Annotated in this window: 18 protein-coding genes and 3 pseudogenes; 7 read left to right on the top strand and 14 right to left on the bottom strand. The window is 62.0% G+C overall.

Annotated features, from left to right (window positions below):
- Window positions 1–6 precede the first annotated feature (6 nt).
- The 3 genes from PSH94_RS09780 to PSH94_RS09770 form a co-directional block, all read right to left on the bottom strand.
- Window positions 7–1,074: an AI-2E family transporter gene (locus PSH94_RS09780; protein WP_181081388.1), complete on the bottom strand. Its 1,068-nt coding sequence runs from the start codon at window positions 1,072–1,074 to the stop codon at window positions 7–9.
- A 107-nt stretch (window positions 1,075–1,181) separates the two neighbouring features.
- Window positions 1,182–2,399 (bottom strand): cytochrome c biogenesis protein DipZ, encoded by a 1,218-nt coding sequence (locus PSH94_RS09775; RefSeq protein ID WP_305437287.1) that lies wholly within the window; start codon window positions 2,397–2,399, stop codon window positions 1,182–1,184.
- Window positions 2,400–2,429: 30 nt separating this feature from the next.
- The gene (locus tag PSH94_RS09770) at window positions 2,430–2,696 is read right to left on the bottom strand and encodes a DUF2790 domain-containing protein (protein ID WP_181081386.1); all 267 of its coding nucleotides are present in this window, start codon (window positions 2,694–2,696) and stop codon (window positions 2,430–2,432) included.
- 214 nt (window positions 2,697–2,910) lie between these two features.
- Between PSH94_RS09770 and yegQ the strand changes: the two genes are divergently transcribed.
- Complete coding sequence (gene yegQ, locus PSH94_RS09765) at window positions 2,911–4,230, top strand: tRNA 5-hydroxyuridine modification protein YegQ (RefSeq protein WP_305437286.1); 1,320 nt, start codon at window positions 2,911–2,913, stop codon at window positions 4,228–4,230.
- Here the strand turns inward: yegQ and PSH94_RS26065 are convergent.
- The 3 genes and pseudogenes from PSH94_RS26065 to PSH94_RS09755 all read right to left on the bottom strand — a co-directional run.
- Window positions 4,231–4,818, bottom strand: a pseudogene (locus PSH94_RS26065) (methyl-accepting chemotaxis protein); the annotation flags it as partial.
- Between the two features lie 318 nt (window positions 4,819–5,136).
- A pseudogene (locus PSH94_RS26060) lies at window positions 5,137–5,910 on the bottom strand (cache domain-containing protein); the annotation flags it as partial.
- A 92-nt stretch (window positions 5,911–6,002) separates the two neighbouring features.
- Window positions 6,003–7,322 (bottom strand): Na+/H+ antiporter family protein, encoded by a 1,320-nt coding sequence (locus PSH94_RS09755; RefSeq protein ID WP_305437727.1) that lies wholly within the window; start codon window positions 7,320–7,322, stop codon window positions 6,003–6,005.
- A gap of 252 nt (window positions 7,323–7,574) precedes the next feature.
- Between PSH94_RS09755 and PSH94_RS26055 the strand changes: the two are divergent.
- Window positions 7,575–8,816 (top strand): annotated as a pseudogene (locus PSH94_RS26055) (chemotaxis protein); the annotation flags it as partial.
- A gap of 150 nt (window positions 8,817–8,966) precedes the next feature.
- A complete protein-coding gene (locus PSH94_RS26050; RefSeq protein WP_370694768.1) occupies window positions 8,967–9,722 on the top strand; it encodes a methyl-accepting chemotaxis protein in 756 nt (251 codons plus the stop codon).
- Between the two features lie 44 nt (window positions 9,723–9,766).
- On the opposite strand, the gene PSH94_RS09745 is transcribed toward PSH94_RS26050, so the two are convergent.
- The 4 genes from PSH94_RS09745 to PSH94_RS09730 are packed head-to-tail and all read right to left on the bottom strand — an operon-like array spanning window position 9,767 to window position 12,364.
- Window positions 9,767–11,086, bottom strand: coding sequence for a sensor histidine kinase (locus PSH94_RS09745; RefSeq protein WP_305437283.1), 1,320 nt, complete (start codon window positions 11,084–11,086; stop codon window positions 9,767–9,769).
- A complete protein-coding gene (locus tag PSH94_RS09740; protein ID WP_181081381.1) occupies window positions 11,083–11,751 on the bottom strand; it encodes a response regulator transcription factor in 669 nt (222 codons plus the stop codon). Before PSH94_RS09740 ends, PSH94_RS09745 begins: the two co-directional genes overlap by 4 nt.
- Window positions 11,751–12,062: a PepSY domain-containing protein gene (locus PSH94_RS09735; RefSeq protein ID WP_181081380.1), complete on the bottom strand. Its 312-nt coding sequence runs from the start codon at window positions 12,060–12,062 to the stop codon at window positions 11,751–11,753. Before PSH94_RS09735 ends, PSH94_RS09740 begins: the two co-directional genes overlap by 1 nt.
- Entirely contained in the window at window positions 12,062–12,364 is a 303-nt protein-coding gene (locus tag PSH94_RS09730; RefSeq protein ID WP_181081379.1) for a PepSY domain-containing protein, read from the bottom strand. The genes PSH94_RS09735 and PSH94_RS09730 overlap by 1 nt, the downstream gene beginning before the upstream one ends.
- Before the next feature lie 193 nt (window positions 12,365–12,557).
- Between PSH94_RS09730 and PSH94_RS09725 the strand changes: the two genes are divergently transcribed.
- From PSH94_RS09725 to codA, 4 genes are all read left to right on the top strand, one after another.
- The gene (locus tag PSH94_RS09725) at window positions 12,558–13,637 is read left to right on the top strand and encodes a patatin-like phospholipase family protein (RefSeq protein WP_266248759.1); all 1,080 of its coding nucleotides are present in this window, start codon (window positions 12,558–12,560) and stop codon (window positions 13,635–13,637) included.
- A 76-nt stretch (window positions 13,638–13,713) separates the two neighbouring features.
- Window positions 13,714–14,070 carry a 6-carboxytetrahydropterin synthase QueD gene (gene queD, locus PSH94_RS09720; RefSeq protein WP_017736453.1) on the top strand — a complete coding sequence of 119 codons (357 nt, stop codon included), beginning with the start codon at window positions 13,714–13,716 and terminating at the stop codon, window positions 14,068–14,070.
- 214 nt (window positions 14,071–14,284) lie between these two features.
- A complete protein-coding gene (gene codB / locus PSH94_RS09715) occupies window positions 14,285–15,553 on the top strand; it encodes a cytosine permease (protein ID WP_181081376.1) in 1,269 nt (422 codons plus the stop codon).
- 161 nt (window positions 15,554–15,714) lie between these two features.
- The gene (codA, locus tag PSH94_RS09710; RefSeq protein ID WP_253506388.1) at window positions 15,715–16,950 is read left to right on the top strand and encodes a cytosine deaminase; all 1,236 of its coding nucleotides are present in this window, start codon (window positions 15,715–15,717) and stop codon (window positions 16,948–16,950) included.
- Window positions 16,951–16,959: 9 nt separating this feature from the next.
- On the opposite strand, the gene PSH94_RS09705 is transcribed toward codA, so the two are convergent.
- From PSH94_RS09705 to tssI, 4 genes are read right to left on the bottom strand one after another with little or no spacing between them, the layout of a single operon-like run.
- Window positions 16,960–19,119, bottom strand: coding sequence for a lipase family protein (locus PSH94_RS09705; RefSeq protein ID WP_305437278.1), 2,160 nt, complete (start codon window positions 19,117–19,119; stop codon window positions 16,960–16,962).
- Between the two features lie 15 nt (window positions 19,120–19,134).
- Window positions 19,135–19,914 carry a hypothetical protein gene (locus PSH94_RS09700; protein WP_305437276.1) on the bottom strand — a complete coding sequence of 260 codons (780 nt, stop codon included), beginning with the start codon at window positions 19,912–19,914 and terminating at the stop codon, window positions 19,135–19,137.
- Window positions 19,907–20,740, bottom strand: a complete 834-nt coding sequence (locus PSH94_RS09695; protein WP_305437275.1) for a DUF4123 domain-containing protein — start codon at window positions 20,738–20,740, stop codon at window positions 19,907–19,909. Before PSH94_RS09695 ends, PSH94_RS09700 begins: the two co-directional genes overlap by 8 nt.
- Complete coding sequence (tssI, locus tag PSH94_RS09690; protein ID WP_305437273.1) at window positions 20,740–22,788, bottom strand: type VI secretion system tip protein TssI/VgrG; 2,049 nt, start codon at window positions 22,786–22,788, stop codon at window positions 20,740–20,742. Before tssI ends, PSH94_RS09695 begins: the two co-directional genes overlap by 1 nt.
- Between the last annotated feature and the right edge of the window lie 211 nt (window positions 22,789–22,999).

Raw genomic sequence — 22,999 nt, 5'->3', positions numbered from 1 at the left:
GCCGGTTTACGGCAACGGCAACTTGACCCGCGGCTTGCTCTCGACAAACAGCGCCCAACTGGACATGAACAGCGCCGCCACCAGCGGCCCGATCACAAACCCGTTCAGGCCGAACACCGACAAGCCGCCCAGGGTCGAGATCAGGATCAGGTAGTCGGGCATCTTGGTGTCCTTGCCCACCAGGATCGGGCGCAGCACGTTGTCTACCAGGCCGATCACGAATACGCCGAACAGGCCCAGCACTACGCCCTGCCAGATCGCCCCGCTCAGCAGGAAATACGCCGCCACCGGCCCCCACACGATGCCCGCGCCCACCGCCGGCAACAGAGACAGGAACGCCATCAGCACCGCCCAGAGCAACGCGCTGGGGATATCCAGAAACCAGAAAATCAACCCGCCCAACGCGCCCTGGGTCACCGCCACCAGCACGTTGCCCTTGACCGTGGCGCGCACCACGCGGTTGAACTTGAGCTGCAGGCGACGCTTTTGCGGTTCGGCCAACGGCACCGCCGTGCGCACCTTGCGCACCAGCTCCGGGCCATCGCGCAAAAAGAAAAACAGCAGATACAGCATGATGAAAAAGCTCACCAGGAAATCAAACGTGCCCTGGCCGAAACTGAACGCCTGGGTGGCAAAGAACTGACTGCCCTGCATCGCGCTCTTGACGATTTTCTCGCGCAGCCCTTCCAGGTTGCCCATGCCAAAGCGATCCAGCAGGTGCTGGAAATACGGCGGCAGGAAGTTCTTGAACTGTTCGATGTAGCCGGCCACATCCAGCTTGCCGCTTTCGATGTTCTTGTACAGCGTGGCGCCCTCCTGTACCAGCAACGCACTGGTAATAATCACCGGCAAAATCGCGATGACCAGGCATGCGGCCAAGGTGGTCAGGGACGTGAGATTGCGGTTCCAGCCAAACTTGAGCTGCACGCGGCGCTGCATGGGCGCGAAGATGATGCCGAGGATCACCGCCCAGAACACCGCGCCGTAAAACGGCAGCAATATCCAGATAAAGGCGACGGTCACCAGGACCAGCAGTAACAACAGGGTTTTGAATTGCAGGGTGGTTTGGTTCATGTCCGGTCCATGTCAGAAAAGCAACGGGCCTGTGTAGGCCCTGTTGCTTAGTCCGCTGCGAAACCTGGGAGTGCCCTTATTTATCGCACACCGGTAAACCGCCCTGTTCACGGGTGCGAATCGTCTGCCTTGGCCTCGTCCAACAGTGCCCGGATCATCCGCTCCTGGGCCTCGTAGCGACCTTCGCCGAAGTGGCTGCCGCGTATGCGCCCCTTGGCATCGATCAGGTAATGGGCAGGCCAATACTGATTGTCGAAATTGCGCCAGATCGCGTAGTTATTGTCGATGGCCACCGGGTAGGTGATGCCCAATCTGTGCACCTGGGCCTTGACGTTGTCGATGATGCGCTCGTACCCGTATTCCGGGGTGTGCACGCCGATCACCACCAATCCATCCTTGGCGTACTTCTCAGCCCATGCTTTGACATACGGCAGGGTGTGCTGGCAGTTGATGCAGTCATACGTCCAGAAATCCACCAGCACCACTTTGCCTTTGAGCGCCTGCGGGGTCAGCGGCGGCGAGTTGAGCCATTCAACGGCACCGGACAGCGACGGCATCGCACCCTGGTCGTTCGCGGCCAGCGGCGCCGCCTTGACCTTGCTGACCAGGTAATCCGCCACCTTGGGCACGTTTTCCAGCACCCCGCTCTCCAGGCGGCTGACGACCTCGGACGAGGTACCAGCCAGCAGGGTTCGGTCGGCACCAGTGGAAATCACCGCCGCCGCCGCCAATACCGCCACCCCGGCGCCCCGACGCAGCCAACCGGTCAGCGGAATCGACGCCTTGAGCCGGTTCACCAGGCCGCGCCCGGCGAAGATCAATGTGCCCAGGGACAGAGCGCTGCCCATGCCATAGGCCAGCAGCAACAGGCTGGTCTGCGCATTGGCGCCCTGCAGCATCGCACCGGTGAGGATCACCCCGAGGATCGGCCCGGCGCACGGCGCCCACAACAGGCCCGTGGCGATGCCGATCAGCAGTGACTTGAGCGGCCCCGACAGCGCGCGGCCGTCGGGAGCGATGCGGTTACCCAGCAGCACGAACGGGCGCGCCAGCCAGCCACCGATCCGCGCGCTGATCAACGACAGCGCAAACAGCACCATCACGATCAACGCCACCTGCCGTCCGGTGGCGTTGGCGCGTACCACCCACTCGCTGCTGACCACCGCCAGGCTGGCGATCAGCGCAAAGGTCAGCGCCATGCCGCCGAGGGTCAGCAGGATTGAGCGGCGGGTGCGGTCGACACCGGCGAACAGAAACGGCACCACCGGCAGGATACAAGGACTGAGGACGGTCAGGACGCCGCCCAGGAATGCGATCAATAGCATGATGTTCACCTCGGGTCGCGCGTGGCGAACTCAGTTGTCGCCGATGCAGGTGTCGGACACTTTCTGGTAGTTCAGAACCTGTGCGGTGCCGTGCGAGTCGAGGTAGGTCATCCGCGCGCCCACCACGCCGCAGGACGGCCCGGCGTCTTCGGTGATCGACAGCACTTTGCGGATGTCCAGATGCGTGCCGTAGGTGTAGGTCTGCTCGTTGGCACTGGCTTGCGCGCGCGCCGACAGCGTGCAGAGGTTGAGGGCGGCGAACAGGCAAGCGGCGTAGAGGGCTTTGCTGTGGTTCATGGCGATAGGCTCCAGTTCGGGTCGAAGCGAGGCGGTGTGCCTCGTTGGAACCGATTAAAAGCGCCGCAGGTATCGCGCCTGTGTCGAAAATCGCCGCGCGCCCCTCGGTACGTATCCACAGCGCCTGGAGATACACAGCGATACAAAAATGACCTGGGTCAATAAGCCCTCATCCGCCCTGCACTACCCTCGCGCCTTTTTGCGACCCTACGCCATGCCCACTGTTATCGCCCCCGAACTGCTCGCCCCCGCCGGCACCCTGAAAAACATGCGCTACGCCTTTGCCTACGGCGCCGATGCGGTGTACGCCGGGCAACCGCGCTACAGCCTGCGGGTGCGCAATAACGAGTTCGACCACGCCAACCTGGCCCTGGGCATCCAGGAAGCGCACGCCCAGGGCAAGCGCTTTTATGTGGTGGTGAACATTGCGCCGCACAACGCCAAGCTCAAAACCTTTCTCAAGGACCTGGCGCCGGTGATCGCCATGGGCCCGGATGCGCTGATCATGTCCGATCCGGGACTGATCATGCTGGTGCGCCGGCACTTCCCGCAGATGCCGATTCATCTGTCGGTGCAGGCCAATACGGTGAACTGGGCCAGTGTCGAGTTCTGGCAGCAGCAAGGGATCTGCCGGGTGATCCTGTCGCGGGAATTGTCACTGGAAGAGATCGGCGAAATCCGCGAGCACGTGCCGGCCATGGAGCTGGAAGTGTTTGTACACGGCGCCTTGTGCATGGCGTATTCCGGGCGCTGTCTGCTCTCGGGCTATATGAACAAGCGCGACGCCAACCAGGGCACCTGCACCAACGCCTGCCGCTGGAAATACCAGGCCACCCCGGCGGTGGAAAACGCCAACGGCGAGATCGTCCAGCAATACGCGCCGGAACCGACCCTGGGTATCGGCGCGCCCACCGATCAGGTGTTCCTGTTGCAGGAAGCCAACCGCCCCGACGAACAGATGCCCGCCTTCGAGGACGAACACGGCACCTACATCATGAACGCCAAGGACCTGCGCGCCGTGCAGCACGTGGAGCGCCTGGCCCATATGGGCGTGCACTCGCTGAAGATCGAAGGCCGCACCAAGTCGCACTTCTACTGCGCGCGCACCACCCAGGTGTATCGCCGCGCCATCGACGATGCGGTGGCCGGTCGCGCGTTCGACCGCAACCTGATGACGGACCTCGAGTCCCTGGCCCAGCGCGGCTACACCGAAGGTTTCCTGCGCCGCCACGTCCACGACGAATACCAGAACTACCAGAACGGCAGCTCGGTCTCCGAGCGCCAGCAGTTTGTCGGTGAGCTGACCGGCGAGCGCCGGGGCGAATTGGCCGAGGTCAAGGTGAAGAACCGCTTCGCCGTGGGCAATCACCTGGAATTGATGACGCCCACCGGCAATTTTCACTTCGATCTGGCCGGCCTGCGCAACGCCAAGGACGAAGCCATCGACGTGGCGCCGGGGGACGGGCATACGGTGTATCTACCGCTGCCCGTTGAGATGGACCTGCGCTTTGGCTTGTTGATGCGCGACGTCTGATCAGATCCTGAACTGGCCGACCAGTTGCCCCAGGCGTTGGCCCAGCTCCGCCAGACTGCGCGAAGTCTGGGCGCCCCGTTGGGTCTCATCGGCCACGCTGTCCACCGCCGAGGCAATCTGATGCACGCTGCGGTTGATCTCTTCGGCCACGGCGGTCTGTTCTTCGGCGGCGCTGGCGATCTGGGCGTTCATTGAATTGATGGTGGCGATCAACTGGGCCATGGTATCCAGCGATGCGCCGGCCTGGTTGGCCTGGGCCGAGGTGCCGTCGCCGGCGTCGCTGGAGCGGCGCATGGCTTGCACGGCCGCCTCGGTGCCGGTTTGCAGGCGGTCGATCATGCCCTGGATTTCCTGGGTGCTGGTCTGGGTGCGGCTGGCCAGGGCGCGCACTTCGTCGGCCACCACCGCGAAACCACGGCCGGCCTCCCCGGCCCGCGCGGCTTCGATGGCAGCGTTGAGGGCCAGCAGGTTGGTCTGCTCGGCGATCGAGCGGATGACGCTCAACACGCTGACAATCGACGTCACGTCCTGTTGCAGGCTGTCGAGGGACACGCCGCTGCTGCGGATATCGTTCACCAACGCGTGGATCTGCACGATGCTGCCGTCTACCACGCGTTTGGCCGCCTGACCTTCGGCGTCGGTCTGCTGCGCGGCCACCGAGGCGCCCTGAGCACTGCGCGCCACTTCCTGGGCGGCGGACGACATTTGATTGATGGCGGTGGCAACCTGATCTGTCTCGTGACGCTGACGCTCCATGGCCTGCTCCGAACGCTGGGCCTGGTCGGACACCTGACTGACCAGACCGGTGAGCTGCGCGGTCATTTCAGTGATCTGGCGCACCAGGCCGTGGATCTTGTCGACAAACCGATTGAACGCGCCGGCCAACTCGCCCAGTTCGTCCTGGCTGGTGATGGCCAGGCGTCGGGTCAGGTCGCCCTCGCCTGCGGCGATATCGTCGAGGTTGGCTTTCATCAAATGCAGCGGGCGCAGAATCGTATTGGCCAGCACCATGCCCACGGCGGCAATCACCAGCAACACCACCACCGCCACGCCGAGGATGCTCAGCAGCACGCCTTCCATGCGCTTCTCGACCTTGGCCTCGACCACCGCCACCTGGGCTTCGATGCCGTCGAGGTTGACCGAGGTGCCGATGACCATGTCCCACTTGGGCAGGTACTCGGTGTAGCCGAGCTTGGGCACCAGTTCGGTCTGCCCCGGCTGGGTCGAGCTGTATTGCAGGTAATGGCTGCCGTCCTTGCCGACCTTGACCAGGTCGCGATTGACATAGACGCCGTTGGGGTCGCGGTTGTCCTTGAAGCTCTTGCCCACGCCGTCGGGGCTGTTGCCTTTGAACAGGCGGATGGTTTCGGAGTCGTAGCCGAAGAAATAACCGTCCTTGCCATAGCTGGTGTTGGACAGCAGCCTGACCACCTCGGCCCGCGCCGCCGTATCGCCGGGCGCGGCGGCATCGTAGAGCGGCTTGATGGTACTCATGGCCACTTCCACATAACTTTGCAGGGTGGCTTTGGCGTTATTGAGCAGGCGCTGGCGGGTTTCATCCACCTCACTGCGCGCCTGGCCCTGGAGGATCCACACCGTGGTGAGGCTGATGACCACCGCGAACAGCAACACCGGCACGACGGCAAGGGACAGGACTTTGGCCTTCAGGCTCAGACGCATGGCTTTTCTCTCTTATTGGGCGACTTGAGAGCGTATCGGCCGATGGAAAACTATCTGTAGGAGCGAGCGCGCCCGTTCCTACAGTGACAGGGTCAAAGAGTCATCGCCGCCAGCCAGCCAAACGCCAGCAACGGGATGTTGTAGTGCAGGAACGTGGGAACCACGGTGTCCCAGATGTGGTGGTGCTGGCCGTCGATATTCAGGCCGGAGGTCGGGCCGAGGGTGGAATCCGACGCGGGCGAACCGGCATCCCCCAACGCCCCCGCCGTGCCGACGATGCACACGATGGCCATTGGGCTGAAGCCCAGTTGCACGCACAGCGGCACGAAGATGGCGGCCAGGATCGGCACCGTGGAAAACGACGAGCCGATGCCCATGGTCACCAGCAGCCCCACCAGCAACATCAACAGCGCACCGACCCCACGGCTGTGGCCGATGAACGCAGCCGACGTTTCCACCAGCGAACGCACATCGCCGGTGGCCTTGAGCACTTCGGCGAACCCGGAGGCGGCGATCATGATGAAGCCGATCATGGCCATCATCTTCATGCCTTCGGTGAACAGGTCGTCGGTCTCGCGCCAGCGCACGATGCCCGAAGCCGAGAAAATCAGGAACCCGGCCAGTGCGCCGATGATCATCGAGTCCAGCCACAACTGAATGATAAACGCCGAGGCAATCGCCACACCGGCCACCAGCAGGGTCAGCGGGTTGTACTGCACCGCCACCTGCTCGACCCGCTCGATTTTTTCCAGGTCGTACACGCGTTTTTTGCGGTAGCTGATAAATACCGCGACCAGCAGGCCGACCACCATGCCCAGCGCCGGCAGACTCATGGCGTGGGTCACGTTGACCTGGCTGATATCCACCCCACTCTTGGCTACGTTGCCCAGCAGGATCTGGTTGAGAAAGATATTGCCGAAGCCCACCGGCAGGAACATGTACGGCGTGATCAGACCGAAGGTCATCACACAGGCGATCAAGCGGCGGTCCAGCTGCAGCTTGGTCAACACGTACAACAGTGGCGGCACCAGCAGCGGGATAAACGCAATGTGGATCGGCAGGATGTTCTGCGACGCAATCGCCACCACCCACAGCAGGCCGATCAGCAACCATTTGACGTGACTGCCGCCAGTGGCCTCCTGACGGTCCACCAGCAGCAGCGCCTTGTCCGCCAGAGCATGGGCCAGGCCGGACTTGGCGATTGCCACCGCGAACGCACCGAGCAAGGCGTAGGACAACGCCACCGTCGCGCCGCCGCCCAAGCCGCCGTTGAAAGCGCTGAGGGTGGCCTCGATGCCCAGGCCGCCGGTGAGACCGCCCACCACCGCGCCGACGATGATGGCGATGACCACATGCACGCGGGACAGGCTGAGCACCAGCATGGTGCCGACCGCGGCGATGACTGCGTTAATCATGGTTACCTCAAGCAGAAACAGAAAAACAGGCATGCCCGCGCCCCGGCGGCCCATTGGGAGGGCGGCCGGCGTGCAGGCTTCAAGGAGGTCTTATTAGAGGGCGGGCACTTTGCAGCAGGCGCGGCCGCATGTCAAAAACCGATGCGAAGGCACGGGCGCTCCCGGCAGATTTAAATTGATCGTTTGAATAAAGAAACCGTCAGAGCCGCCGATAAACAGGCTCTTCGTGTTTTCAGGTAAGGATGTCCGATGTCGCTTAGACAACTCTCCATTCAATGGAAAATCACCCTGCTCGCCGGCCTCTGCCTGCTGGGAATCGTGAGCCTGCTGGTGGGGTTGTCGCTGTACCGCATGGCGCAGAATTCCGAGCAGGTCAAAGCGTCCAGCATGCAAATGCTCGACGAAGCCGCCCAGGCGCGTATCGAAGCCCAGGGTGAGGTGCAGGCGCTGGGGATTCGCCGGCAGTTCATGGACGCCTACCAATATGGTCATGGCTTTGCCCGCCAGGTACTGTTCTTGCGCGAACAGGCCGAAAAACGCTTTCTGGACGCCTTCGACACCCGCGAAGACCTGACCCGCCAGGTCAAGGCCGCGTTGCAGGCCAACCCGGACCTGCTGGGCCTTTCGCTGGTATTCGAAGCCAATGCGCTGGACGGCAAGGACGAACTGTTCGCGAGCCAAGCCGAGCTGGGCAGCAACGACAAGGGCCGCTTTGCCCTGTACTGGTCGCAGCCGACGCCCGGCCAGTTGACCTCGATGGCGCTGCCGGAAAGTGACATGACCGACACCGCCGTCGGCCCCAGCGGTGAAAAGGCCAACGCCTGGTTCACCTGCCCGCGCACCACCCTCAAGCCGTGCGTGATCGAACCCTATTTTTATGTGATCAACGGGCAGAACGTGCTGATGACCAGCATCGTGTTCCCGCTGATGGTCAACGGTAAGGTCATCGCGTCGCTGTCGGTGGACATCAACCTCAACAGTCTGCAGGCCGTGAGCCAGCAGGCCAGCCACAAGCTGTACGACGGCCAGACCCAGGTCAGCATCCTCAGCCCCACCGGCTTGCTCGCCGGCCACAGCGCGGACGCCGGCAAACTCAGCCAGCGCCTGGACCAGGTCGACCGCAACAGCGGCGCGCAGCTGATCGGTGCGCTGGCCGGCAGCACGGGCATCAGCAGCCTGCGCACCGAGCATCAGCTGAAGGTACTGGCGCCGTTTGCGCCGATCCCCGGCGGCAAACCGTGGGGGGTGTTGCTTGAAGTACCGGAAAAAGTCCTGGTAGGCCCCGCCGAAATCCTCAAGGCGCAGATGGACGCGCACAACAGCCGTGGCACCCTGCTGGAACTGAGCCTGGGCCTGCTCGCGGCGGTGATCGGCCTGATCCTGGTGTGGTTGATGGCCCGCAGCGTGACCCGGCCGATCCTGGACGTTGCGCGCATGCTTGAAGACATCGCCAGCGGCGAAGGCGACCTGACGCGGCGCCTGGCCTATGACAAACGCGATGAACTGGGCCAACTGGCCGGCTGGTTCAACCGCTTCCTCGACAAACTGCAGCCGATCATCGCCGAGGTCAAACGCTCGGTGCAGGACGCCCGTGGCACCGCCGACCAATCCGCCGCGATCGCCACCCAGACCAGCGCCGGCATGGAGCAGCAGTATCGCCAGGTCGACCAGGTGGCCACCGCCTCCCATGAAATGAGCGCCACCGCCCAGGACGTGGCCCGCAGCGCGGCACAGGCGGCCCAGGCCGCGCGCGATGCCGACCGGGCCACCCGCGCCGGCCTCACCGTGATCGACCGCACCACCGCCAATATCGACCAATTGGCGGCAGACATGAGCACGGCCATGACGCGGGTCGAAGGCCTTTCAGCCAACAGCGAAAAAATCGGTTCGGTGCTGGAGGTGATCCGCGGCATCGCCGAGCAGACCAACCTGCTGGCGCTTAACGCTGCGATTGAAGCCGCCCGTGCCGGTGAGGCCGGCCGTGGCTTTGCCGTGGTAGCCGACGAAGTGCGCAACCTGGCGCAACGCACCCAGGAATCGGTGGAAGAAACCCGCCTGGTGATCGAACACCTGCAGAGCGGCACCACCGACGTAGTGGGCGCCATGGGCAACAGCTATCGCCAGGCTCAGGGCAGTGTCGAACAGGTCGGCCAGGCCGTTACCGCGCTGCGCCAGATCGGCGACGCGGTCACCGTGATCAGCGACATGAACCTGCAGATCGCCAGTGCCGCCGAAGAGCAAAGCGCGGTGGCCGAGGAGATCAACAACAACGTGGCGACCATTCGCGATGTGACCGAGTCGCTGTCGGAGCAGGCCAATGAATCGGCGCGGGTGAGCCAGGCGTTGAACAGTCTGGCCAACCAGCAGCAGGGGTTGATGGATCAGTTCCGGGTGTGAAGGTTGAAGACCTTTCAACGAGGCGTACTCCCGATCGCCATGCGTCACGCATGGCGTTTGGGTAATTCGATCAGCGCCTTCAAACCGCCCCACTCGCTCTGCTGCAGCTGCAACACGCCGTCCCACACCTCGACGATATCGCGCACGATACCCAATCCCAGGCCGTGACCGTCGACCTGTTCATCCAGACGCGCGCCACGGCTCAATACCTGGTCGCGCTGGGCTTCGGGAATGCCGGGGCCGTCGTCTTCCACCGCCAGCAGGTAATGTGTATGCGTTTCGCTGATGGTCAGGCGCACCTCGGCATCCGCCCATTTGCAGGCGTTGTCCAGCAGGTTGCCGAGCAATTCCAGCAGGTCTTCGCGATCCCATGGCAAATGCAGACCGGGAGGTGTGCGGTAGCTGAGGTCCAGGTGCTCGCCATGGATCATATTGAGGGTGGCGAGCAGACCCGGCAGTTCCTGTTCACAATCGAACAAGGCGCCCGGCAGGGTTTCACCGGCCAGGCGCGCGCGGTTGAGTTCACGGTTGAGGCGTTGTTGCACGTGCTCCAACTGGTCGCGCAGCAGTTGGCTCAGCTCGGGGCGGTCCTTGAGCGCCTCGCTGGACGCCGCGCTCAGCAACACCGCCAACGGGGTTTTCAAGGCGTGGCCGAGATTGCCCAGGGCATTGCGCGAGCGTTTGAGGCTGTCTTCGGTGTGGGCCAGCAGGTGGTTGATCTGCGCCACCAGCGGTTCCAGTTCGAGCGGCACCTGGGTGTCGAGCTGCGAGCGTTGGCCCTGCTGCAATTGGGCGATCTGGTTGCGCGCGGTTTCCAGCGGGCGCAGGGCGCGGCGCACGGTGATGCGCTGCAGCGCCAGCACCAGCAGTAACGCCGCCAGCCCCAGCACCAGACCGATCCGACGCATCATGCGAAAGCTTTCGCGCACGGGTGTGTAGTCCTGCGCCACACTGATAGAGATCGAATGACCGAAGCGCTTGTAGTCCGAGCGCAGGACCAGCAATTGCTGGCCTTCAGGCCCCAGTTGCAGATTGCCTTTCAGACCGGCCTCGGACAGGCGCGGCAGTTCCTGATCCCACAAGGAGCGGGAGCGCCAATGGGTGTCGGCGAAATCGATACGGAAATAATGCCCGGAAAATGGCCGCTGATAGGCCGGCGACAGACGGTGTTCGTCCAGTTGTACGCCATTGGGCCCACGCACCAACGCCACCAGCAGGTTCTCAGCGTCATTGCGCAAGCCCGCCTCCAGGTAACGTTGCAGCCCGGCTTCGAACAACCACAGGCTGGTTTGCGCCAGCACTACCCCGACGATCACCATCACGCTGACCAGCCCCAGGCTCAGGCGTCGTTGAATCGACTTCATGCCGCGCCGGCGCCAAACCGATAGCCCTGGCCCCGTCGGGTTTCGATCACGCTGCGGCCCAACTTGCGACGCAGGTGATTGACGTGCACTTCCAGTACGTTGGAGTCGCGCTCGGTTTCGCCGTCATACAGATGCTCGGCCAGATGGCTTTTGGACAGGATTTGCTCAGGGTGCAACATGAAATAACGCAGCAGGCGGAACTCGGCGGCAGTCAGCTGGATTTCGTCGCCGTCGCGCAGTACGCACTGGCGCCCTTCGTCCAGGTGCAGGCCGGCGGCGTGCAGGGTGGGTTGGTTGGCCTGGCCGTGGGAGCGGCGCAGCAACGCCTGAATGCGCAGGTGCAACTCTTCGGGGTGAAAGGGTTTGCTCAGGTAATCGTCGGCACCGGCCTTGAGCCCTTCGATACGCTCGGCCCAGGAGTCACGGGCGGTCAGCACCAGCACCGGGGTGGCCAGTGCCGCCGCGCGCCATTGCGCCAGCACCTCGAGCCCCGGCAGGCCGGGCAGGCCAAGGTCGAGAATGATCAGGTCGTAAGGTTCGCTGCGGCCCTGATACACGGCGTCGCGCCCGTCGGCCAGCCAATCGACGGCATAGCCCTGCCGCTGCAGGCCGGCCAGCAGTTCGTCGGCCAGGGGTACGTTGTCTTCCACCAGGAGCAGGCGCATCAGTCTTCCTCGTCTTTGATCAGCACGCCGCTGGTGGCGTCCAGCTTGATTTCGCGCACCACGCCGTCGGTGGTTACCAGCTCCACTTCATAAGCATATTGCCCGTGTTTCTTTTCAAGCTCGGCTTCCAGTAGACGCGAGCCGGGATGCCGCGCCATGGCCTGCTGCAGCAATTGCTCCAGCGGCAGGATCACCCCCTGCTGGCGCAGCGCCAGGGCTTCATCCTGGTTGAGATCGCGCGCCGCCAGGCCTGAGCAGAACACCATGAGCACCAGCGCCCATCGGCCGCCGGCGCGTAAATTTACCTTCATTACGTATCCTGATGATTCTTGAGAACCAGCCCGGTGAGCGCGTCCAATTCAATGTCCCATTCAACGCCGTGGGCATCTTCCAGTTCGACTTGATACAGGTATTTGCCGTATTCCTCGTCCAGGTCGGTGTCCAGCAACGTCGAACCGGGATGCAGGGCCAGCGCCGCAGCTTCCAGTTGATCAAAAGCGACGATTGTAACAGTGGCGGGCACAGTCAGTGGTTTGTCGGGATCCACGGCGCCGGCCTGGTTCGCCATGCAGGCGATCATACCGACGGCGAATAGAGCTGTGAGGCTCTTCATGATGAGTCTCCGTAACACGATGTTTTCCTACGTCGGTCACGGTAGCCGTCGCAACTTAATTGAAACTGAATTGCCACCATGGCAATTCCGAGCCGGCGCCACAAACAACGGTGTTTATTCAGGATTCACGCGGTATGGTTAACACTTTTCGCGAGCGCATGTGCGCCTACACCTCGCTTGACCAGAGATCGGTATGACAGCCATCCATATCAAATTCCCCGCGCTGACCCTCAAAGCCGGCAAACGCGCCCTGTCGCGCATTCGTGAGCGGGGCCTTGCACCTGCGGATGTCGGCATACTCCCAGGCGCGGCCGGCGGGCCCAAGGCCTTGGGCATCCAGGGCCTTGACCTGGCGCTGTTCGGCGACTGGCTGCCCCGCGCACCACGGCAACGCGCGCTGATCGGTGCGTCGATTGGTTCCTGGCGCTTCGCCAGCGCCTGCCTGCCGGACCCGGTGCAAGGTCTGCTGGACCTCGGCCGCCTGTACAACGAGCAACGTTTCGCCAAGGGCGTGACCATGGCCCAGGTGAGCCAGAGCTGCGTGCGCATGCTCGACGATCTACTGGCCGGGCGCGATGCACGGGTGCTGGACAACCCCGATTACCGGCTCAACATCATGGTGGTCAAGACCCATGGGCTGCTCGCCGATGACCATCGCGGGCGCCTGGGATTGGGCCTTTCGTCGGTGATTGCCGACAACCTGCGCGGCCGCGCGCGGCTGGCGCGGCACTTCGAACGCCTGATCGTCCACGACCCGCGCCAGCCGCCGCCGGTGCATCCGCTCAAGGACTTTACGTCGCGCTTTCTCGATCTGGACGTGGGCAACCTGCGCCAGGCATTGCTGGCATCCGGCTCGATCCCGATGGTGATGCAAGGCGTGCGCGACCTGCCCGGCGCCGGCCAGGGTACCTACCGCGACGGCGGCCTGCTGGACTACCACCTCGACCTGCCCTACCACGGCGACGACATCGTGCTGTACCCGCACTTCACCGATCGGGTCATCCCCGGCTGGTTCGACAAAGGTCTGCCCTGGCGGCGCAGCAATCCGCAAGGCTTGCAGGATGTGTTGCTGCTCGCGCCCTCCAGGGAGTATCTGGCGCGCCTGCCCCACGGCAAACTGCCGGATCGCAGCGACTTCAAGCGTTTCATGGGCGACGATCCGAGTCGCAACAAGTACTGGCAGGCCGCAATGAGCGAGAGCCGGCGGCTGGGGGATGAGTTTCTGCAATTGGCCGATAACGGTGGGCTAGGCGAGCGCCTGCAGGCGCTTTGACCGAGCGGTATGCGCGGCGAGGGAGCAAGCTGTTAAACTCGCCGGCTGCCAGATACCTGACCGAGCTGAAAATACTGTGGAAATCTTCAAGGAATTTACATTCGAATCCGCCCACCGCCTGCCGCACGTACCGGACGGCCATAAATGCGGGCGCCTGCATGGGCATTCATTCAAGGTGGCGATCCACCTGAGCGGCGACCTGGATCCCCACACCGGCTGGATTCGCGATTTCTCGGAGATCAAGGCGATTTTCAAGCCGCTCTACGAACGCCTCGACCACAATTACCTCAACGACATTCCCGGCCTGGAAAACCCCACCAGCGAAGTGCTGGCCAAATGGATCTGGACTGAACTCAAACCGCTGCTGCCGGAGCTGAGCGCGATTCGTATCCACGAAACCTGCACCAGCGGCTGCATCTATCGCGGTGAATAACCGCCAGTAAACACACACTGTGGCGAGGACACCCGCTCCCTCGTCACAGGGCCGTCCGGCTGATCTATTTTGTGTCACTGCTGCACCGCTTTCGTCCCTCAAGGGCATCGCGAACCGCCTGTTTTGCTCCGTTCCTGCCTCGATTTACGCACTGCTGCCCGTTTGGCACGCGTGGTGCAGCAGGCCTGCGTCACTCATTCAGGGAGCAAGGCACATGACGCAGCACGAACCGGGCAACGATTACCCCTTGAGCGAAGTCCCGATGCATGCACGTAAAGGCTTGGCGTCCACCGCCATGGTGCTGCTGGGCTTTACCTTTTTTACCGCGACCATGTTTGCCGGCGGCAAACTGGGGGTGGCGTTCAGCTTCACCGGGATGCTCGGCGTCGTGGCCTTGGGTAACCTGCTGTTGGGTATTTACGCCGCAGGCCTGGGCTATATCGCCTTTAAAAGCGGCTTGAACTCGGTGTTGATGGGACGCTTCTGCTTTGGCGAGGTGGGCAGCAAGCTCAGCGACCTGATCCTCGGGTTTACCCAGATCGGCTGGTACGCCTGGGGCACCGCCACCGCCGCCGTGGTGCTCGGTAAATATTTCGAACTGAGCCAGGGCAGCGTGCTGGGGTTGATGGTGCTGTTCGGGCTGGTGTTCTGCGCCACGGCCTACGTGGGCTATCGCGGGCTGGAGATTCTGTCCTACATCGCGGTGCCGGCCATGGGCATCCTGCTGGTGCTGTCGATGTGGGTGGCTACGGTGAAAATCGGTGGGTTGGATGGCCTGCTGGCCGTGAAGCCGACCGGCCAACTGGACCTTTCCACGGCGATTACCCTGGTGTTCGGCACCTTTGTCAGCGGCGCGACCCAGGCCACCAATTGGACGCGGTTTTCCCGCTCGGCCAAGGTCGCGGTGCTGGCCAGCCTGATCGGCTTCTTTATCGGCAATGGGCTGATGGTGCTGATCGGGGCGTATGGCGCGATCGTCTATCAACAGCCCGATGTTGTGGAAGTGTTGCTGCTGCAGGGCTTTGCCATGGCCGCAATGGCTATGCTGCTGCTCAATATCTGGAGCACTCAGGACAATACCATCTACAACTTCGCCGTGGCCGGCTGCAACCTCCTGCGCACCAGACGCCGCAAGACCGTGACCCTGGCCGGCGCGGTGATCGGCACCCTGCTGGCATTGCTGGGCATGTACGACATGCTGGTGCCGTACCTGATTCTGCTGGGCACGGTAATCCCACCGATAGGCGGCGTGATCATGGCGGACTTCTTCTACCGCTACCGCGGTCATTACCCGCGCCTGGCGGATGCACGCCTGCCCGCGTTCAACTGGCCGGGGCTGCTGGCCTATGGGGTGGGCACCGTGCTGGCGTTCAATTCGCCGTGGGTCGCGCCGCTGGTGGGAATTGGTGCGGCATCGCTGACCTACATCCTATTGATCGCCCTCCTGCGTGTGCGTGCGCCGCTGGCTGACGCCCAGGCATGAACCTGCTTTCACAGGAATGCTAACCTCACCGGCAGAACCCGCTGCGACACCGCGCCAGAGCCTCGCGGCCTGACGCGGACCAATCGCCATGACCGCCTGAACGCCGACCCGAGAGTCCGGCGGCAATCTGCCCGATATTTTTTGCCAAGAGGAACTAGCCCATGCACATCATCAACGCTCGCCTGCGCCACCGTGAAGGCCTGCATGATCTGCACCTGGAAAACGGCCGGATCGCCAGCATCACCGCACAAACCAGCGTGCCGGCCCTGGGGCCCGACGACCTGGACGCCGCCGGCAACCTGGTGATCCCACCCTTCGTCGAACCGCACATCCACCTCGATGCCACCCTGACCGCCGGCGAGCCACGCTGGAACATGAGCGGCACGCTGTTCGAGGGCATTGAGTGCTGGGGCGAACGCAAAGCCACGATCACCCAGGAAGACACCCGCACACGCGCGCAAAAGACCATCCAGGCCCTGGCCGCCCACGGCATTCAGCACGTACGCACCCACGTCGACGTTACCGACCCGCAGCTCACCGCGCTCAAGGCCATGCTGCAGGTGCGCGAAGAAAGCGCGCACCTGATCGATCTGCAGATCGTGGCTTTTCCCCAGGAAGGCATCGAGTCTTACCGCAATGGCCGCGAACTGATGGAGGAAGCCATCCGCATGGGCGCCGATGTCGTCGGCGGCATTCCGCATTTTGAATACACCCGCGATCAGGGCGTGAGTTCGGTGAAATTCCTGATGGACCTGGCCGAACGCAGCGGCTGCCTGGTGGATGTGCATTGCGACGAAACCGATGACCCCCACTCGCGCTTCCTTGAAGTGCTCGCCGAAGAAGCCCGCAGCCGCGACATGGGCGCACGCGTCACCGCCAGCCATACCACCGCGATGGGTTCCTATGACAATGCCTACTGCGCCAAACTGTTCCGCCTGCTAGGGCATTCCGGTATCAGTTTTGTCTCATGCCCTACCGAGAGCATCCACCTGCAAGGACGCTTCGACAGCTTCCCGAAGCGTCGTGGCGTGACGCGAGTCAACGAGTTGCTGGAAGCCGGCATGAACGTGTGCTTCGGCCAGGACTCCATCGTCGACCCGTGGTACCCCCTGGGCAACGGCAACATCCTGCGCGTGCTGGAAGCCGGTCTGCATATCTGCCATATGCTCGGTTATCGCAACCTGCAAAGCGCCCTCGACCTGGTCACCGACAATAGCGCCAAGGCGATGGGCTTGGGCGAGCGCTATGGCTTGGAGCCGGGGCGCCCGGCCAACCTGTTGATCCTCTCGGCAGACAGCGACTACGAGGTGATCCGCAGCCAGGGCCTGCCGCTCTATTCGATCCGCAACGGCAAGGTGTTGATGAAACGCCAGCCCGCGCAGGTGGCGTTCATGTAAGCGGGCGGTTCAGACAATCGAGTCGATATCCAGTGGCTGCGCCTTCCCACGCTCACTGGACGTGGCGGGTGGAATGCTCGCCGCCGGTGGCGTCTCGCGGTTTTCGCGATGACTGAACCAGCGCTTGAGGCTGGGTTGCAGGTGCGCGGCCTGGGCGTGGCTGCCGTACACATCCCGCGCATCCAGGCGGCGCCAGCGCAGACTTTCCAGGCGCCGGCGGCTGGTATGCAAACGATCGATCTCAGCATTCAACGCCTGATGATAGTGCTCAGGCACATGGCTGCGCTCATTCGGCGCGGGACGACGGTCCAGCTCACGTCGCTTGTCGCGCAATTGCTGGCGCATGCTTTCCAACGCGCGATCCAGTTGTTCGTATTCGCTGTGTGTCACCAGCGAGCTCTGGTGCTCCAGGGTCTGCTGCCAGCGCCGCAGCGTGGCCCAGGCGGCCGGGATGTAACTGGCAGTCATAAAGTGCTGACTCGCCTGGAACAACTGCCTCAGGAAGTTCTCACGCAAGGGCGTATCGCCCTGCAGTTGCAGTGCACGGTTGGCTCCAGCCTCCTGGATGGACTCGCAACCAGGTTTCCATAGCACCGAAGACTGGGTGCCATCGGCCAACGTGATCGGCATGTAGTGTTGCTGCTCGCCGTGGTGCTGGTAAGGATTGCCACCCACGCGCACCAACCCCGTGGCGAACAACAGCCCACCGGGGATAGGCGCGCTGAACACGGTAACCGCACCGGGAACCCACAGCTTGGCGGTGGTGTTCATCCACGGTGCCGGAACACTGGGGACCGGGTCGTTGTGGTTGACGATACGGTGATGGACCAGGGCGGAAGCACCGGCGACGAATTCGGAATCGGCGGCGCGGGGGGCGCCGTAGGTGTAGAGGAGGATGTTGTAGTCACGATCAGCAGTACGGCGTAAGCCCTCCGCCAGCAGCAATGCAATTGCACCGCCCAGGCTGTGTCCGCAAATAACTATTCGCTGCTCCATATGAAACTGGCTGAGGTAGCTCAGCGCAAAGTCGCGCATCGCCCGGTAGGCCTGATAAAAACCTTCGTGCGCCTTACCGATACCATCCCCGAAAGGCACCTGGTGGGCATTTGCGTCCCGTAACGCATCAGCATTACTGAACGTCCCTCGCACGGAAATCAAGATCACCTCGTCATGGTGAGTGATGAAAGCCTGTGTGTCAGTCCCAAATTTTTCGTCATCAAAGAAGTGCAAACTTGCGGGGTGCTGCTGCTCTTTGCCGAGCTCGGGACGATTTTGTGGATACAACTGCGGGTCAAAAGGAAGAATCTCAAATCGTCGCGAATAAGGAACGTCTTCATACAGCGGGTAAAAACGTTGTGTCTGGTTTGGATCGATTTTCCATGCTTCTGCGTAGTTGGATAGCTGTTCCGCAAACAGATTGCCGACACTTGGACTCAGAGGGAAGTGGACCTGATCTACGGGTTTTACTGGCGGTTCCTGACCAAAATCGCAATAACTCAGAGCGGCCATCAATGACAACTGATACAGATTCAAAGCACTAAAGCTGTCGTCGCTGGAGAGGACTGGACGTAAAGCGCGCAGCGGGCGCACTTCCAACACCGTGTAGTTGTTGGGAAATAATACGATCCCGGACAAAACAGGCTGGGGCGCACCAAACCCCAGATCAGACAACATTTTCAGAGCATGCCGTTGGGGATGATGCGCCCGAAGGGCCGGCGGTGGTAAATGAGCAACATGTCGAACTAAATCGCGCACCTCAACTTGATAAAACTTGTTCGCCTGCTGTCGAGCAGGATTATTGTCAGTGCGACTACCGCCAGGTGTGGCGAATCGAGTGTGTTCCGCCCGAAACTGAAGTTCGGTAATAGGCAACGGATAGCTGCTTCGCGCCATTAACCGCCGATACAGCTGATCAACGCCTGTATAGAGAGCGTCGAAAACAACAACCACGGGGCCGCAATAAATATCTTCCAGTCTGACGAATCCGTCGGCGTCAAGTCTGCCTTCGTATCTTTGCCCTGCGCTGTCATGCAATGTGAAGGGCAACCCGCCATAGCCACTTCCTACTCCGAATTCATCGACCAGGCGAAAGCTCACCCAGTCGCCTCGCAACGGGCAAGCAGGTCTGCTGTTATTAAAAAATGGTTGCTTCCGTGCATCCAGACTCATGAGCCGGCTCCTTGGTTAATTGCAAGATGGATACACATCACATGTGCGGCCATCCGGCATCTTTATAGGTTTGAAATGAGTGAAATCACCATTGCAGAAAGCGTAACGATCTTCGAAGTTAACCCCTCTGCACCGTTTCCAACCGCCGGGTACAGCGACCCAGTTGTCACTAATCGCCGGCAGTTCCTTCTCACTCAGCGTCATCCCAAATCTCAGTGTTCTTCCCCTTAAATGATCTCGTTGCGCAATGCCTCCAGGTTGCGTCTGCAACAGTTGATGATTGGCGTCCAACTCGTTGCATTTGAGAATTTTTATAATTGCGTGCTGCGAACCTGCCGTTCGAAACAGCCAGTGACATTCCCCTCGCAGTTCCTGAACACCCGAGTCAGGCATACCCGGCATGTTTCCTTCCAACCGGTCTCGAATACCAATGACTCCACTATCCAACCCGACATCCGTACTCCTCGCCCCCCATTTCGCAGTAAAACCAAACTCCACACTGCGCAATACCAACGGGCACCCCTGCACCCTTTCACTCAACGGCAGCTCATAACTGACCCGGCTGGCCACAGCCTTGTATTCCGTAAAAAATACCTTTCGCTCAGGCCGTTTACCTCGACGCCTGGGCAAGGTGCAGGTTTCGCCCGTCGCGGGTCCGTAGTTGGCCGCGGTTTTGAGTTCGAATTGGGCGGGCAAATCCACTTCCAGCGTAAAGCTGTCCACTGGTTTCAACGTGCACCCCGTCAACCCCGCCATGCCCAGTAAGAACCCTGCGTGCCACCCTCGTTTATTCATCGATCTTCTCCACTGAGCGCCATTGTTCGACCACGCGTTGAAAGTGTTCTTCAGGTGCCTCGCCGGTCATGGGCGGCCAGCGAATCACGCTGGTGCGAGTGGCTTCTTCCAGCCTGCGGACCACCAGGAATTCCAGCTGTTGCGTCCGGTTCCATTGCCAGGCACGTGCCTGCTCCAGCACATGGGCAAGCCAGGCGCTCGCATCCTGGAATTCGACCAATGCCGCGAGGTCCTCGCTGTGCCTGGCGAGCAGGTAACGCAGGATATTGGCATGCAGGATCGCGTTGGCCTGGGGGTTGGGTGTATTGAGCCAGGGAGCGGGATCGGGGGCCGGGTACTCGCCGGGTGCCGGGTTGTCCACGTTGTGCCAGCGTTGCGCGTGCCAATAACACACGCTGACCAGCGGCCCGAGAAACGACGGCCAATGCTGCGGCGCCAAATGCTCGAGGGCGCGTGCAAAGGTACGGTTGTCGTGAAAGCGATAGAGCGCCTGATCCCCCTGCGGCCCCACAAGCAGCCGATCGCGCCAGTGCTGCGTCACGCCCGTCAGGTCGGGGGTTGCCAGGCTGCCCAGCCACCCCCAGTTCGTCTGCGGATGCTGCAGAAGGCTGAGTAGCGCGGGCTCGCCGGCGTGCTCGAGCAGCAGAATCAAAGGCCCCGCCACCAATTGCGCCAACGGTGTCTGGGCATAAAGGCTGCGATATTGCGGTACGCCGCGCACCGCCAATAGCCGCTCGCACGCTTGATGGCCGCCGTCGAGTATCAAGCACAACCGCTGACCGGCCTGCTGTTGCCTGGCCATCCAGTGATGAGCAAGGTCGTCCATCACGCCGCCCTCCCATCGATAGCGCACGCGTTGTCTCGACAGCATTCACACAGCGGGCAGAAGTCCGCCCCCCATTGCCTGGCCCCATCCATGATCTGGCTCTGGACGGTCGATAGCTGCACGTTATTCACGCGCTCTGCAACTGCCGCGACGTTATCACCCGGCGCCAGGGGCAAGGCGGGACGAACGGCGGCAGGGCTGCCGCCGACGGTAATGGGGCGACTGCTGAATATGCCGCCCGCCTGGATCAACAGATGTTCCCCCCCGGCCTTGAAACTCAACTGTGCCCCGGCATCGATGACCAGGCTGGCTCCCGCCTTGACGTGCACCTCTTGCCCCGCTTCGATCACCAGGCTCTGGCCGATATGGACCTGGCTGCCGCCGTGCACGCGCAGGTGGTCATCGGCCTCGAGCACCACCTTGCGTTCGCCGGCAATGTGCTGGTGCGCCTGGTCACCCAAGCGGCTTGAACTCAAGCCGCGAATGGTTTCGTGCCGCTCGCCCGCCACCTCCAGGCGGCTGTCATGGCCGACATGCTGCTCGAAGTCGCGTTGAGCGCGCAGGTAAATGAGTTCATCGCCGCGACGATCCTCCACCAGCAGTTCATTGAAGCCCCCGCCGTCCGGGGAACTGCGGCTGCGCAGCACACTGCGCGTCTTGTGCTGCGGCAATGGATAGCTGGGCATGTGCAGCGCGTTGGGCAAGCAGCCGTTGATCAATGGCTGGTCCGGGTCGCCCTCCAGAAAGGTCACCAGCACTTCCATGCCCACCCGAGGAATGAGCGTGGCGCCGAACCCATCCCCCGCCCAACTTGACGCCACTCGCACCCAACCACTGCTTTTGTCGTCGGCTTGATCCCGGCGATCCCAATGGAACCGCACCTTGACGCGGCCGTACGCATCGCAATGCACCTCTTCGCCAGCGGGGCCGGTGACGGTAGCGGTCTGGCTTCCGTTGATGGTCGGTTTGGGATGCTTGAGCGGCGGTCGATACGTCGCTCGCCAGGGGGTCGCCGTAAACCGGTTGCGGTAGCCCTGGAGTCGATCGGACTCGACCACCGCTTCTTCCAGCACCTGGGGCTGATAGCCCTCGTGACGTACCGAGGTGATCAACCACAGGTCATTGCAGACAGGGTCGGGATGATCGTGCAGTTCAAGAAAATATCCGCTGCGCAGGAGCGGTTGATCGCTCCTGCCCAATGCTCGATGCCGATCCCGTTGATGACGCTCCAGCCCCCGTCGCGCGAGCTGTTGGCCGCGCAGACGAGTGCTGAAACCGGCGGGGTAGCGATAATCCTCAAGCGGTTGGGCGCGGGTTGCGTCTGCGCTGTCCTGCAGCCGCAGGGAGGGATGTTCGAAATCATGGTCACGGCGCACCGTTCGCTGGCTGCGAATGGAAAAACGCACATCGAACCGCTGCACACTGCGCATCGGCGCCTGCGGCCCACCGGCAGCGCAATAAGCTTGCGCCGGCAGACGATTGAACACCGTCTGGTCATCGCCGAACACCAGCACGTGGGCGGTTTCGCTGTGGCGAAAGTGGTAATGAATGCCCTCCTCTTCACACAACCGCTGGATGAAGTCCAGATCGGTTTCCGCGTACTGCACGCAGAACGCGCGCGGCGGGTAGATCACCGGCCCCAACTCAAAGACGTAGGCATCGGCGAGGATGCCGTGGTGTTCGAGCACGGCGGCAACAATCTGCGGAACGCTGCGTTGCTGAAAAATCCGCTGGTCGCGGCGATGGGCCAGGCAGGCCAGGCGCGGCGCCAATGTCAGATGGTAGCGGGTATAACGTCGACCGGGGTCATCGCGCCCAATGGCATAGACCTGGCCATGCACTCCCGCTTCGGCGTCGCCTAGATCCAGATAAGCCGCCTGGTGAAGAAAAGCCTCCAGGTCAAGGTCCGGGTTTTCGCTGATCACTTGTACCTGAATGAAAAACGGTTGATCCAGAGCCTCCTGACCTTTGAATGCCAGCACTTTGAAGTCGTTATGGATGCCTGGAAGTATTAACTTGAAACTTGACGACGCAAACGCGTTAACCATCCGTTGTTACCCGCCCTTTATTACCCAGCTGAAATAGTGATCGAACTTTTATCCCGCCGCCGCAACATCGGCAAAATCCAGGCAGGCAAAGTGCAAACTCGCGCCCTGAAGCTTAGCGATTACGGGAGAAAATCGATGTTTGAAAAATAAAAAAGAAGTTTCGTACGAAGATAATGGAAGCGTCTTTTAAAAAATAAAAATCGAGGCACAG

The sequence above is a fragment of the Pseudomonas sp. FP2254 genome (assembly GCF_030687695.1).
Lineage (GTDB): Bacteria > Pseudomonadota > Gammaproteobacteria > Pseudomonadales > Pseudomonadaceae > Aquipseudomonas > Aquipseudomonas quebecensis.
Note: the sequence above shows the minus strand (reverse complement) of the source record. Positions and strands in the feature narration are given on the sequence as shown.